General features: G+C 51.3%; 5 protein-coding genes. 2 read left to right on the plus strand and 3 right to left on the minus strand.

The genetic code is table 11. The features are described 5' to 3' along the window. The first annotated feature begins 5 nt into the window (after nt 1–5). Complete coding sequence (locus tag H583_RS0125495; RefSeq protein WP_028562956.1) at nt 6–1,640, plus strand: response regulator; 1,635 nt, start codon at nt 6–8, stop codon at nt 1,638–1,640. 127 nt (nt 1,641–1,767) lie between these two features. Here the strand turns inward: H583_RS0125495 and H583_RS35685 are convergent, their stop codons facing one another. From H583_RS35685 to H583_RS0125510, 3 genes are all read right to left on the minus strand, one after another. Next, on the minus strand, nt 1,768–2,244 hold the full coding sequence (locus H583_RS35685) for a TetR/AcrR family transcriptional regulator (RefSeq protein ID WP_028562957.1): 477 nt from the start codon (nt 2,242–2,244) through the stop codon (nt 1,768–1,770). Nucleotides 2,245–2,819: 575 nt separating this feature from the next. Next, nucleotides 2,820–3,074 (minus strand): DUF2164 domain-containing protein, encoded by a 255-nt coding sequence (locus H583_RS0125505; protein ID WP_028562958.1) that lies wholly within the window; start codon nt 3,072–3,074, stop codon nt 2,820–2,822. A 327-nt stretch (nt 3,075–3,401) separates the two neighbouring features. Next, a complete protein-coding gene (locus H583_RS0125510; protein WP_036710969.1) occupies nt 3,402–11,144 on the minus strand; it encodes a glycoside hydrolase family 3 N-terminal domain-containing protein in 7,743 nt (2,580 codons plus the stop codon). 441 nt (nt 11,145–11,585) lie between these two features. On the opposite strand from H583_RS0125510, the gene H583_RS0125515 reads away from it, so the two are divergent. Beyond that, nucleotides 11,586–13,235 (plus strand): glycoside hydrolase family 5 protein, encoded by a 1,650-nt coding sequence (locus tag H583_RS0125515; RefSeq protein WP_028562960.1) that lies wholly within the window; start codon nt 11,586–11,588, stop codon nt 13,233–13,235. The last annotated feature ends 205 nt before the right edge of the window (nt 13,236–13,440 follow it).

The following is a 13,440-nucleotide window of genomic DNA, read 5'->3' on the forward strand; positions in this document are numbered from 1 at the left end:
ACAGCATGCCGTTAAAACTGCTTGTGGTGGAGGATGAGCCTTCTTTTCGCCAAGGAATCATCAGCATGGTCGACTGGAATGATTATGGAATCCAAATTATGGGTGAAGCAGAAAACGGCCGCGAGGCACTGGAATGCATGCTGCAGGAGAAGCCCGACCTTGTGCTCACCGATATTACAATGCCAATTATGAGCGGGCTGGAACTAATCTCCGAGGCCAGGGTAGCAGGACTGGACTTCTATGCCGTGCTGCTGACAGGCTATGACGAGTTTCAGTATGCCCAGGAAGCGATCAAGCTGGGCGTCGAGGATTACCTGCTCAAGCCGTGTATGCCGCAGGATATATTGCGCGTCATTATGAAGATCAAGCAGAAGAAGGAGCTGGAGGAGCAAAAGGGACGGCGAATTGATGACCTGAGCCACAGCTGGAACAAGAACATTCCGCTGCTCAAAGCACAGGTGCTGTCGGGCTGGGTCAAGCTGGCCCCGCTGCCGCTGGAGGACCGTGGCGGTATGATGCAGGAGCTTGGCATGGCGCTCAAGCAGCAGGACGGCATTCAGGTCGGAGGATTAAGGCTGGAGAAGCCGCAGCATAAAGCTGCTGACTGGAGCGGACAGGATGCGGAGTTATTCCGCTACGCCGCGCTGAATATTACCTATGAATCGCTCAAGGACGTCTACGGCGGCCAGCTGGAGGTGTTTGTCTATCAGGACGATATCGTATGGATCGGCTGCCCTGCCAGACATCCGGCACACAGCAGCTGCCAGCGGCTTACGGACGGCCTGCAGCTCGTGCAGTCTAATCTGGGGCGCTACTTGCAGCACACAGCCAGCCTTGCTGTCAGCACTGCCTCTCACTGTATGATGACACTCCATGTCGCCTACCAGGAAGTCTCCCAAGCTATGGCGGAACGGTACTACCGGGGACGCGGCGGCATTTATATGTATACGGAAGCCTGCGCCACAGATCCGGAGCTGTTGCAGCATGGCCACCCTTATCTGGATCAAATGGAGAAAAACCTGCTCCTGCAGCTGCAAAATGAAAGCTATGAGCAATCGGTCGATACGCTGGAGGAATGGCTGGGCTATCTTCGCCAGCACCCCCATTACAGCAAGGAGGAAGTCAATCTGCGAGCCTCCAATTTGGTCTGGGAACTGCAAAAATGGATGCGGGAGCGCTATGCATCCTCTCCGGAATGGCCGGGAGAGATCATGCCAGCAGATCAACTCTCCAATCTGGAGACATTGGACGATGTAGCCTCGGTCCTCCAGCGTACCCTCCAGCAGATTGTCGGCATCTTGTCCCAGAAGGTGCTGCACCGGACCGTGCAGGCGACACTCGATTTGATTAAAGCAAAATACGCTACCAATCTGACGCTGGACAGCACCTCCAAAGAAGTATTCGTCAGCAATTCGTATCTCAGCTCCCTGTTCAAGCAGGAGCTCGGCATTAATTTTCTCGACTATTTGCACCAGTACCGGGTCGAGAAAGCGAAGGAATACCTGCGCCAGCAGTATAAGGTTTATGCGGTTGCCAAGCTGGTCGGCTATCAGGAGGAGCGGCATTTCAGCTCCACGTTCAAGAAGTGGACCGGCATGACGCCTACACAATTTCAGAAGAATTACCCGGTAGCTCATTAACGCACAAGCCGGCTTTAAGCAGGTTAAAGAGCCGCTCTCAATCCATTAGAACTGTCATTCAGGGCTGTGACGCAGGGCTGTGATCCGTCTCGCATCGCAGCCCTGCATCTTTCATTCGCGGACAAAACTAAAACGCAGTATTCAGCCCCATGAACCATATGGAAATATAATCTTTGGTAACCTTCATAATAAGATCCCTGCTTGTATGATTGCGTATAATATCGAAACAGCCCTCCAGAAAAGCGACCGCTAACGGTCTGGAAATTAGCAAATTCAATGGAGTTGACGGATGCTTGCGATTAAAGCTGTCCAGATTCTCTGCCAAAATTTCCATCAGTCGGTCAAACAACTCTTCTTTAGTCCCGTGGAAAGGTGTTCCCGGTCTGCTGTCAAGCAGAATAAGCAGCCCTTCCCTGTTCTCGTCTACGATTTCAGCAAAAATATGCCCAATCTGCCCGATGAACGACGAACTTTCAAGCAGATCCTGCTCATTCGTTTGTATCAGCTCCATCAGCTGATCGTAAGCCGGAGAGACAACAGCCTCAAACAGATATTCTTTATTAGGAAAATAACGGTACAGATTGCCGACAGCTATTTTCTGCAATCTCCTTCATCGATGTCTGTTCGAACCCGCGCTCCAAAAATATTTTCCCTGCACAGCGCAAAATAGAAGTGCGGATCTCATCTTTCAGCACTTGCAATTAAAAACCTCCATTCCCTCTCTTACATTAGATTCCAGATTTCTCCTTGCAGGAAATGTGAGCTGTGGCAGCACAGTTATAAAGTTACAGTTCCTGCAAAAGTTACGGTTCCTAAAAGAGAATTCGTATTCACGATTAATGACAGATCAAAAAAGAGCTATATCATTCAGTAAACAGGAAAAATTATACATATGATTTCAGGGATTTATTCTACTTTCAAAATTCCAGTTCAAAAATGAATTTGAATTCACTTTTGAACTGGAATTTTATATACGATATATATTCATCTAGCACATGGATATTTATACCACTTTTTCTTCTGAAGGCTTCACTTTACTAATCCGTACTTCATCCACCGAAGCTTCCCTTTGCTGACCAGTGCTTTTACGGCAGGCACTGATCAGTAACTTTGAATCCTTTACGTTGAAAGCACTAATGTTTCATGTCGTGTGGAGGTGGAGGGCACAGGATGCAGAACTTATCGTCCCCGTGTGGCAGGCTTCTCAAGCGCATACAATTCTTCCTCAATCGAGGCCATCCTCTCACTAATTACGCCGCGTGCATCAGACATCGCCTGATTGTACAAATAAGGCGACAGCTCCTTAATCATAAAATCAAGCAGGTTCTCTCCCGCCAGCTGTCCGATTTCCTGTGACAACTCCATCTCAAAATAATGCTGAATCTGCTCAACGAGCTGAAGCTTCTGCTCTCTTGGCAACTTCACAAATGACATATAACTCTCTCCTTCACAAAAAAAATTGTGGATGTGCGTCCCGGATTCTCAATAAAGACCAGATTCCCGTTTCTAAAAGTATACCAGATCAGTTTCTCAGTTGCTCATGCCAATGTACAGCCTTCCGGCTTGCAACTAAGCAAAAGAGATTCTCCCGTCCTATTGAAGATCATTGCAAAAAAAAAGCAGCCTGACTGAACTGCACCCCATTCGTTAGACACGACTAATATTGGGGGTGCAGTTTACAAATCGGGCTGCTTTTGCAGGACTGTTTTTTACTCATACAATACGTTGCTTTGAATCGTTAGTATGAGTATTCCAGTTGTTCTAGCGCTTGTAAATCTCGTAAATCAGCACGGCTGCCTCGGCACGTGTTGTAGAGCCTGACGGGTTCAGCCTGGAGCCGCTGCCCTTGATGATGCCATTTGCAACAAGCAGTGCTGCCCCTTCTTCCGCATAGGAAGCCAGGCTGGATAGATCCTGGAAGCCCGAGAGCGCATCTTTGTCGGCTGGAGCAAGCTCCTTATCCGTAAGCTTCAGTGCTCTGGCCGCCATCGCAAACATTTCCTGGCGGGTAACGGATGCATTCGGATCGAAACGCCCGTCTGCCTTGCCATTGACGATGCCCAGATGATGTGCAATGCCTACCGCCTCATAATAGTAGCTTCCTTCCTGCACATCTGTGAAGCTGGCTGTTGCTGTGCCGGTAAGGCCCAGAGCCTTGACAATCAGCAGTGCAAAATCTGCACGCTTCACATTTTGCTGCGGCGCATAATTGCTGTCTGATACGCCGTTAATGATGCCTTTGGCTGCCAGCACTTCAATTGCTTGCTGTGCCCATGCATGCTTGCCGAGGTCGCCGAATGCCTTGTGTTCGTAGACGACACTGTACAATCCGTCATAAGCAGCTGCAAATTGAACCGCTTTATTGGCTGCATCATATTTGCCGCCGTATACAGACGTTACTGCGCTACCTGCATCAATATGTCTGACAGACAGCAGCTCGCTGCCAGCCTGCTCGGCAGGGCCGGCTTCATAACGTACCGTTACCTTGACAGGCGCCTGCGGGTTGCTCCATGCGATAACTTTGCCATTTACAGCAAAGCTCAGTTTGATAACAGGCCGGTCACCTGCTGCTGACCTGATGCCTTCCGGCAGATCATCCGGGGAAGCCTTCGAGATGATAACACTTACTTGATCACTGTCCCCGATGTTCAATCCGGACAATACTGTATCCGGAATGAGCAGTTGGCCTTCAGCTGTCTCTACCTGGAGTCTGATTGCAGATTCACTTGCGGTCAGAGCAGCTTTTGGAAGCTCCAGCTCGTAACCATTTGCTTCGGCTACAGAAGGAATCTGGATTGCAATTCGCTTGATGCCTTTGCTGTCTGCCAATGCTTCTTTAGCAGCCTTATCCAGCTGCTCCCCGGTTACAGAAGCTTTAGCTACACCTGTTGCTGTATCCAGCTTCGGTGCGGAGGCCGTAATGCGCCCTTCCTTGCCACCTGCTTCACCAGTTTCTTCATCCGGTTTCTCCGTGTCCGGCTTGGTTGTTGGTTGAGAAGGATAATATGGAACCTCTTTAATTGTATAGGACAGTACGGCTGTTTCACTAGGCTTAAATCCTGCCTTGACTGCAATCGCCTTAATGACAACCGATTGCTTCACTTCCAGGCTGCCCGTGTATTTGGTGCCGGATACTGTTGGTTGAGAGCCATCCAATGTGTAGTAGATCTCTGCGCCCTCGGTAGCCGAAGTCAATGTAACCTTCTGTGCTGCGGTGTACGTGCCCGGTGCCGGTGAAGCGGTCGGCGCCGCGGTCTGTCCAGGCTCCGCTTCCTTCACAACATAGGTGAATGGAGAGACAAAGCTGGACGTCATGCCCTGCTTGACTGCAATCGTACGAAGCACAGTTGTTTCATTCAGCGTGAGCGGATCTTTATACAGCTGGCCGTTCTCTTCTGTCGGCAATGAACCGTCCAGCGTATAGTAGATGCTTGCTCCTGGCGTAGTTGAAGTCAACTCAATCTTCTTCGTTTCCGAATAGATACCCGGCTTCAGCGAGCTGTGCGGAATCGCCGCCTCGCCTCCAACCTCCGGCTGCTCCGGCTCTTCCTCTGCCGGAACCAATTTGAACCAGTCGATATTGGCGCCTTCGCCAAGCATCGCCAGCTTCAGCGTTTGCTTGCCGGCCTTCAGCTTGATGCCGCTCGCAAGCTCATTGTAGGTTCCCCAGTTGCCAGTGGACGGTGCAGCTACAGTATACGGTTTGGAGTCATCTGCCGAGAGGACAAGACGAACACCGTTTTGCTGCGTTGCATATCGGTAGATTACTTTGTAGTAGCCCGCTTCCTCCACTTGCAGATCATAGTAGAGAGCAGTTCCGGCTACAGTAAAGCCGACATTTTTGAAACCTGTTTGTGTCTGAATCGCATTGGTATCGCCTTTGTAATAGCTTTCTGCCTGGATCGTATGCTCGCTTCCTTTTTCCAGCTTGATTGGAGCATGCGGATCAAAATGGATGCCGCGGATTTCATAGCCGCCAGCTGCCGCTTCCAGACGAATCTTCACCTCTCCGGCCGGGAGGTCAAGCGTACTGCGAATTTCTCCAGTCTGCTCATACAGATTTGGAACGGTGACTTGATCTTGCAGCTTCCAGTTCGCGCCATCACCAGATTTGATATGCAGACCTTTATTAGCCAATACGCTGGAAGCCGCTGTAAAGGTAATCGTGTACTGTCCTGCCGCCGGAACCGTGACATAATAATCGATCCAGTCTCCGGTATCGATCTGTGTCAATCTGCTCTGGTTCCCTTCGCCGGTGACCGTAATGCCTTTGATCCGGTTGAACTGGTCAACAGCATTCAATTCCAGCAGTGGTACCGGAGCCGCATTCTTCTCCGTACCTTCCAGCTTAACGCCCGCACGAAGAGCTTCTCTGCCTGTGTAGACATCAGCCGGCACCTCAATGTTCAGATCCAGTGTTTCATAGAATACGACCGGATTGCGGGAAATGGTCAGAATTGCTGTCGTCTTGTCACTTAAATGAACGCTCTTGCCTGCGATGTAACCGTTCGTCACCCCTGGACCTGTTAATTTAATCTGATCCAGCTTATCGGATGCGAACACGCCGCCGTCAAGCTTAAGCGTAAGGTTAAATGAGCCTCCGCCATAAGAAATCTGGTCTTCGAGCACTTCCAGATGTGCAGGGTTGTTGACCGCAATTGCTTTCAACAAGCCATAAATCCGGACATTGCCGCCATAATGCGGCTCTGTCAATTGTGATTCGTCAACACTGAGCGTAATCGTCCGGTCTTTATCAAAGACCTTCGTACGGGTGCCTTGCAGTGTGACAAGTGCAGCCGTTTCATTCAGCCGTACAACAGAACGGATCGAAGTGCCTTCATCATATCCGGCCAGCTGCCATTTGGAAGCATCCAGTGTCTCCTGGAATGTGCCTCCAATCAGAGTCACCTCAATCGGATGGCCGTCTTCTTCCCCTTCATGAATAACCGGGTTTTCGATTTGCAGTACAGGACCAATTGCCAGCCACTCGATGCGAAGGCCGTCGATTGCTTCCGCTGCTCTGAGTTTCAGTACCTGTTCTCCCGCACTCAAGCGTACGGCCGCCTCGGCACTTCCCCAGCTATTCAGGCTTCCCGTAGAAGGAAGTTCCGTAGGTTCAGCTTCCTCGCCGTCTGCAGAAAGCACAACTTTAACGTCACCAGCCGCCGCATAGCGGTAAGTCAGTGCATAATCTCCTGCTGCCGGGACATCAATCTTGTAGGACGCCCAGGTGCCGTCTGTTCCAAAGTAAGCCCCTTTCTCAACAGCCAGCACACCTTCTGCCGTGTTGAAGCCCTCTGCCTTGAGCAGACCCGGCAAACGGGTGAAATCTTCGGCCGGATTGGCAAAAGCAACGGATTTCAACTTGTAAGCTGCTCCATCCGCCCGCACAGTCAGCTTGTGATTGCCTGATGGCAGCTCGACATTCACTCTGGCCTCGGCAAATTCTCCGCCGGTTGCAAGGACCGGAACGGAAGCAATAGCCTCCAGACTGTTGTTCAGATACAATTTCACTTCACCGGAAGCACGTTCAGCAGCAAATTTAATACCTGCCACATAACTTCCGCCCTCTTCCACATTGACCATATAGTTAAATGATGCACCTGTACCTGTTTCGCCGATCTCGACGTAGCCTTCAGCGTTTGCATTGTAGTCCCCATCCGCTTTAGTGAAGGCAGTCGCTGTTACTTCTCCCGGAAGAGCAATGCTGCGCTTCCAGCGGTAGGTTCCAGCCGACTTGGCTGGCAGCTCAGCGGTAATCTGCTGGCCGTCTGCCAAAATTCTGAAGCGCTGCGCCTCCTCCGTCCGATTGACAGCAACAACTACAATTTCACTGCCATCCTCGCTGGTGAAAGCAACGTTCGTAACCGTGCTTGCCGAACCATAGTTGCTGTCGATTCGTACATAACCCGGTTTTACGAATTTGCTGAACTGGCCGAAAAGGTAATACTCAGGCAGCAGCCAATAATTATCGCGGTCCGACGAATCCTGAACAATCGGTGTCGGGTCCGGAATGCCTACCCATTGATGGGTATTGATATCGCTGTCCAGCATGGTTACCCATGTATTGTAGCTCCTGGCCCAGTTGCGGAAATATTGCACGATCCGGTCGGCTCCCGTTGTTCCCCATACTGCACGCTCGGTCAAGTAGGCATGCTTCTCCGGGAACATATCGTTCAGCTGCGACATCATCGACAGCTCGCCGCCGTAGTCGTGGAATGCTGTTCCGTCTACCGCGTCATAGGCTCCCTCATTGTTATCACGCAAAATAAGCGCAGGGAAGGCCATTGTGTCGCCCGGGTTATGGTCAAACATCCACAGTTTGACATGCTTGATTTTTTCGTTGCTGTGCTTATCCAACTCGGCGCGCATCAGCTTGGCCAGACGGGCAGTCTGCTGCCAGGACATCCGCGTACTTGGATAATCAATTTCCAGAAGCGGCTCATTTTGCAGCGTCATCGCTTCAAAGTAGATGCCGTGCTCGGCATAAGCTTCAAGAAACTTCACATAATACCTGGCTACAACCGGCAGATATTCTTCAATAATTTGGCCGCGGACCATGCTTCCGGTTGTTTTGGTCCAGCCTGGCGGGCTCCAAGGGGAAGCGAAGAATTTAAGGTCCGGGTTGATGGCCTGCATTTTTTTGACTGTCGGGATAATTCCAAAATCAATGTCTTTTTGGATGGAGAACTTTTTCAGTTCCACATCTGTTTCACCAGCAGGCAAATCATTGTAGCTGTAGAACTTTTGTGCTGTAAAGTCTGATGTCCCAATGGTCAGCCGGACAAGACTCATTCCAGCCCCATCTACAGGATCAAAGAGTTTGTGCAGCACTTCCTCCTGTTTCTCAGGTGACATTTTGATCAGATTATGAACAGTCGATTCCTCCATGGAGGTACCGATGCCGAGCATCGACTGATACTTCTTATCCGCGTCGAGTGTAATCGTTGTCATTTCGCCGCTGCCCGGCTTCTCCAGATCCAGATTGGCCTGCTGCTGCAGCTTCTGGTCTGTAGGGTGGGAACGGTCCGAATAATACCATCTGCGGTCAGCCGGATCACGTTCACGGGTTACCCAGGCTTCTACGGCATCCGCTGCGATTGTCTCTCCCTGCTCTCCATTACCAGGGGTTTCAGGAGGATTCACAACGCCTCCGTCAGGGACGTCGCCCGTGCGGGTCAACTGCATCCAGTTAAAATTCAAGCCGCCTGTTACGTACTCAATACGCAGCTTTTGCTTGCCGGCCTTTGGAATGACAACATTGTCCAAAGAAGCTGTCTCCCAGTTCTGCCAGCCGCCTGTCGTTTCCGTCTGGAAAGTGCCTGCTGTCGTTCCGTCAGCCAGCTTCACCCGAAGCGAAGCATTGGCAGCATTAACAGCAACCCGGAAATCTACACGGTACGTTCCCGCTTCACGAACATCTGTATTATATTCAAGCCATGCGCCCGCTGAAGACCAACCGACATTCAGCCCGCCTCCTTCATCTGAGGTCGTCTCTGTATTCAGTCCGCTGCTCTTCGCTGCGAAATCCTCAGCCTCGATTTTGCCCGGAATCACTTGCGACTCCGGCTCTGGCTCGCCAGGCTTAACCGGCAATTCCGGAGTCGGCTGGTTCTTCGTCAGGCCATAACCGGTATCAAACAGCAGGTTGCTGCTGCCGGAATCCTTGATCGGATAGCTGTGCGTGACGTAGAAAGGCCAGCGGATCGGGTTTTTGCCGGTGAAATCATGGTCGCCGAACAACACGTCTGCAACGCCCTGTCCTTCTGTACCCGGGAGCCATGCGGCAATGAGGGCATCCATATCTTTCAGCTGATCCCCGATCAGCAGCGGACGGCCGGATACAAGAATGACGATCGTCGGCACGCCGGAAGCGCGAATATTATTCAGCGTAGCAAGATCAGCCATGTCCAGCCCCAGCTCAGAGCTGTCGCCTGCTGATTCGGCATATGGCGTCTCGCCCAGTACCGCAATCGCGACATCATGCCCGGCTGCTCCGCGGCCATGGAGGTTGAAGGTGACGTTATCGGCACCCAGCTTATCCTTAATGCCCTGCAAAATTGTCGTTCCGGTCGTAATATTGCCTGATTTGCCCTGCCAGGTAATGGACCAGCCGCCAGCCTGGTTGCCGATATTATCAGCATTTTTGCCTGCGACTAAGACACGTTTTGCTTTACTTAGCTGTGACATAATCGGGCTGCCGTTCACTTCATCATTTTTGAGCAGCACCAGGGACTCAGACACTGCCTGGCTTGCCAGCTTACGGTGGTTATCCGATCCAAAGAAAGGCATCAGATCGCTGTCGCTCTTCGGATATTCGAATAGACCGGCATCGAATTTGACCCGCAGAATCCGTGTTACCGCATCGTCCAGCCGCTCCTCTGTAATCGCTTTCTCTTTTACGAGTGAAATAATATGAGCCAGCGCATTTTTCCAGTCTCCTGTCAGCATCAGCATGTCGACGCCCGCATTAATGGACACCCGCACCTGATTTTTCAATCCGCTGACGGCATTGCCTTCCTGGTCTCTTGTAATTTGCTGGATCGCATTGTAATCCGTGATGACAAAACCATGGAATCCAAGCTCGCCCTTCAGCACGTCGGTCAGCAGCCGCTTGTTGGCGTGCATTTTCAGACCTTGAATGCTGTGATAGGAAGCCATAACCGTCTGTACGCCGGCATCCACGGCCTGTTTGTACATTTCCAGATCCTTCTCCAAAATTTCCTCTTCGGTGTAGTGGGTCGTATTTCCCTGATTGGTCCCGTTGTCGGTATAGCCCTCGCCGATAAAATGCTTGGCTGTCCCGGCCACACGGTCCTTCCTGCCGAAGCTTGGGCCTTCACCTTCCTGCAGACCCTCAATATAGGCTTTGCCAAGCGGACCGGAAATGCCCGGCTTGTCGCTGTAGCCTTCATACGTGCGTCCCCAGCGGATATTTTCCGGGGCGGCAATCGTCGGGGCGAAGTTCCAGTTGGCGCCTGTCGCCTGAATCTCTTTCGCTGTCGCTGCCCCTATTTTGCGGACGAGCTCCGGGTTGTTGCCTGCTCCAATTCCGATATTATGCGGGAACAGGGTCGCGCCCTTGACGTTGTTATGCCCGTGGACGGCATCCACCCCGTATAAAATTGGAATGCCGAGCCTTGTTGACAGCGCTCCGCTATGATATTGATCCACAAGCTCCCGCCACTTGTCTGCCGTGCTGTCCGCCTCGGCATTATTGGGGAATGACCCGCCACCGCTCAGTACAGAGCCAACTTGGTAGCGCTTGGTTTCTTCCAGAGTAATGCTTGCCCGCTCAGCTTGAATCAGCTGACCGGCCTTTTCCTCCAGTGTCATGCGCGACAAGAGATCCTTCACGCGCTCTTCCGTGCTCCGGCCCGGATTCAGATAAGCCGGTAGTCCACCGTCCCCCTGCGCAGCCGAAGCCGTCGCAAACGGTACCGTTCCGGACATCATTGGGAGGACCAGCAGGATCGCAATCCACTTCGCCAGCTTTCTCTTCAAACGTACACCCTCCTTAAATTGGTCGGTATTGTTCCTCATTGTTCCAAGGTTTCAGGAACTGCTCTTAGTATAAATTTTATAGGCCGTCTAAAATATGAGTCATTTTTTTGATGATATGCACCGTTTTATCGAATGTCCTCATTCATGTAAGGCGATTCTACAGAGCGGCGCAAGATGTCGAAATTCGGTTCCGAGCGTTAAAAATTGAAAAAATTAGGATTAAATCTAAAAAATGATACCTGTTTTTTTAGCGAAAAAACTGTCATGATAGAAACAACTTCCAGTTGGAAGCGGTTTCATTTTATAATGAAGACACGAAGGGAGGTACAAGCCGACATTATATTCCGCCCCAATGTCAGCTTTTGACGCTTGTCCTTGACAAAAAGCAGCAACTTGCCGCTCTGGGTCAGGAAAATTAATTAGAAACAGGAGGCCATAATTATGCTAAAGAAGAGCTTGCTCGTCACTTGCTCCGTACTGCTGCTCAGCAGCTTTCTGAGTTTCATCGGACCGGCCAAGGTCAGCGCAGCATTCAGCCAGAATGATTTTCTGAAGGCAAACGGCACGGTCATCCGCAATAATTCAGGCAACGGGGATATCGTCAACCTCCGGGGAACCAACCTCGGCGGCTGGCTGCTTCAGGAGAACTGGATGACTCCGGCAGGTGCTGTCGATGAATATACGCTGCGCCGGACATTGGTGAACCGCTTCGGTGAAGGCGGAGCGCAAAATCTTCTGAACAGCTACCAGGACATCTGGATTCAGTCCAGCGACCTGGACAACCTTAAAAATATGGGCATGAACGCGGTGCGTGTACCTATCTACTGGGAAGACTTTATGGATCTGAACGGCAATATGAAGCCGGATTCCGTCTCCTTCCGCAAGCTGGATTGGCTGATCGAGCAAAGCGGCAACCGCAATATGTATGTCATTATCGACATGCACGGCACACCAGGCGCCCACTGCCCTTGGCATTCCTGCGGTCGCGAGAACTCCAACCAGCTCTGGACCAACCCAACGTACCAAAGCTGGACGGTTCAAATTTGGGAGCGCATCGCTACGCGCTATAACGGCAACCCGACTGTCGCCGCCTACGATCTGCTCAATGAGCCGCTCGTCACAAGCGGCGCCGGGGAAAACCCTGCTCAAGTCCGTCAGAAAATGGATTTCTATGACCGGCTCTATAAAGCTGTCCGCGCCAAAGATCCGAATCATATTATTATGATTGCCGCTTTCTTTGAGTGGTTCGCCGCGCTTCCTCCTTCCACCTACGGCTGGACGAACGTTGTGTATCAGACCCATCACTACAACTTTGCGGACTGGTTCAACTGGGATCTGACCAATTCCGAAATCGAGCGCTGGCTCCGCAATATTACAACCTACCAGCGCAACTGGAATGTTCCGGTCTACGCCGGCGAGTTCTCCTTTGACCACAACGATTTGTATGAAAAATGGCTGTCCGGACTGAATGCGCTGAACGTCTCCTGGACGAACTGGAGCTACAAGGTCAAGGGTGGAGGCAACTGGGGTTATTACAACAATAACAACAATCCTGCACCGAACCTGAACAGCGACAGCGCAGCAACAATCATTTCCAAATGGAATCAATTTGTGACTTCCAATTTTAATACGAACACAACCCTTATTAATCTGGTGTCCAAATATACACAGCAGGCTCCGACACCTGCCACCTGGACAGCATTGAAGGCGAATGCCAACCAATACTATGTCAGCGCTGACAATTACGGCAACAACCCGCTGATTGCCGACCGTGCGCAAGCAGGCGGATGGGAAATGTTCAAGATGATCAACAACCCTGACGGTACGGTATCCTTCTTGTCTATGGCAAACAACCGCTATGTGCAGGCCAATCCGAATCAGGGCGGCAGGCTGATCGCAAACGGCAGCACCATTCAGCAATGGGAGAAATTCCAGCTGGAGAATGTAGGCAGCGGACTGGTAGCGCTGAAGGCGCTGGCCAATAACCAGTATGTCACCGTTGATCTGAATCAGAGCACGCCTGTACTCTATGCTAATCGCCCGACCTATGGCGGACAATGGGAGCAATTCACATTGGAGCAATTACAATAATTTCATAACTCCCTCCTACTCTCACATCTAAGGCATATACCCCCATCCCCGCCTTTAGGGTGCCCGGCAGCGGTTCTCGCTGCCAAGGGCACCCTTTTTCCATGTCGGCACAGCAGTTCCCTATTTCCCCTGAAGGCGCCGCTGCCTCTTATCAGATAGTTCCCGTGCTGATTAGCTTCGTTCATTGGATGCCAGTTCACACTTT

This window comes from Paenibacillus pinihumi DSM 23905 = JCM 16419, from assembly GCF_000422505.1.
Classification (GTDB): Bacteria; Bacillota; Bacilli; order Paenibacillales; family Paenibacillaceae; genus Paenibacillus_D; species Paenibacillus_D pinihumi.

What these genes read in the sequence shown, in the direction of transcription:
- H583_RS0125495 (WP_028562956.1), top strand. Translation starts at nt 6, where the DNA reads ATGCCGTTAAAACTGCTTGTGGTGGAGGATGAGCCTTCTTTTCGCCAA.
- H583_RS0125505 (WP_028562958.1), bottom strand. Translation starts at nt 3,074, where the DNA reads ATGTCATTTGTGAAGTTGCCAAGAGAGCAGAAGCTTCAGCTCGTTGAG.
- H583_RS0125515 (WP_028562960.1), top strand. Translation starts at nt 11,586, where the DNA reads ATGCTAAAGAAGAGCTTGCTCGTCACTTGCTCCGTACTGCTGCTCAGC.